Source organism: Stenotrophomonas sp. P5_B8, from assembly GCF_054049855.1.
The window spans coordinates 1-1,222 of the sequence record NZ_JBFULO010000701.1 but is presented as its reverse complement, the minus strand read 5'-3'; the positions used below and the strand labels follow the sequence as shown (position 1 = coordinate 1,222).

Annotated in this window: 2 protein-coding genes; both read left to right on the top strand. The window is 59.0% G+C overall.

Going from position 1 to position 1,222, the window contains the following annotated elements:
• Positions 1 to 760, top strand: a 760-nt coding sequence (locus tag ACXJKH_RS20815) for a LytR/AlgR family response regulator transcription factor (RefSeq protein ID WP_457322230.1), incomplete at its 5' end; no start/stop codon positions are given.
• Positions 761 to 865: 105 nt separating this feature from the next.
• Positions 866 to 1,222, top strand: a 357-nt coding sequence (locus ACXJKH_RS20810; protein WP_457322228.1) for an acyl-CoA thioesterase/BAAT N-terminal domain-containing protein, incomplete at its 3' end; no start/stop codon positions are given.

The following is a 1,222-nucleotide window of genomic DNA, read 5'->3' as shown; positions in this document are numbered from 1 at the left end:
AGAAGAGACGGTTTATTGCTTCAATCCGTCTCCCGCTGATGGAACACGATCAACCATGATTCGCACGTTGATTGTTGACGACATTTCTCTTGCGCGGGCGCGACTCACTCGTTTGCTGGCAAGCGAGCCTGACGTCACGGTCGTAGGGGAGGCATCAACATTGGAGGGTGCGCTTGAGCGCGCGAAGGTTGGGGATGTTGATCTCGTTCTTCTCGATATCGGGCTGCCGGACGGCAGCGGCTTGGACCTCGTGCAGCATCTTGAGGAACTGGTGCCGCACATCGTCTTCATCACCGCTTACAGTGCACACGCCGTTCGCGCCTTCGAGACCGGGGCGTTGGATTACTTGCTCAAACCGGTGGATCCACGCCGGTTGCAGTTGGCCATGCGCCGTGTCCGGGAGCGCCTGGATGGAAAGGTCGAACGCACCGTGCGACTAGCGGCTCAATCGGGCGATCGGACGGTCTATCTGTCGCCGGCAGACATTGACTACGTTGACGTGGCTGGCCATTACGTTTGCATCCATGTGGGAAAGGACACGTATCTGCGCCGCGATAGCATGGCAAGTCTTGCGGAGGCGTTGGAACCGAGCGGATTTCTCCGTATCCACCGATCCTCATTGGTGAATGTAAGGCGCATCGCAGCACTTCGTTCCGCGCGAAACCAGGACGCTCTATTGGAACTCATTGACGGCACGATCCTCCGGGTCAKCCGACAGTTCCGAACACAACTCGAAGCCAATTTGCCGCGATTGCCGTAGATGTCTGCACGATTGGTGCCACGTAGAGCACGGCTCACGCCAAAGTCCGTCTCAGGTATGCGTCCTGCTCGCAAGCTCTGAAGTCACCCTCAGAGTGCCCCCTGAATGCGTCGATTCGCCCTCCTATCGCTCCTTCTGGCTTGCGCCAATAGTTATGCCGCGACACTGAGCATCGTCTCGGCAGACAGTCGAGCTGACGCGCCACTGGGGGTGTCTATCTCAGGCATGCGGCCTACGGATGTCGTTGAGCTTCGGCTGGCCATGCGGGACTCCAAAGGCACCAACTGGCGCTCCAACGCGGTCTATCGAGCAGATCTGGAAGGTAGGGTTGACCCCACGACGACGGCCGCCGAGGCGGGCAGCTATACGGGAGTCGATCAGACGGGACTGTTCTGGTCGATGAAACCGGACGGTCCAGGAAGGCCTTCGCCTTTCCCCATCAAAAGGAGGGAGGGAGACTTG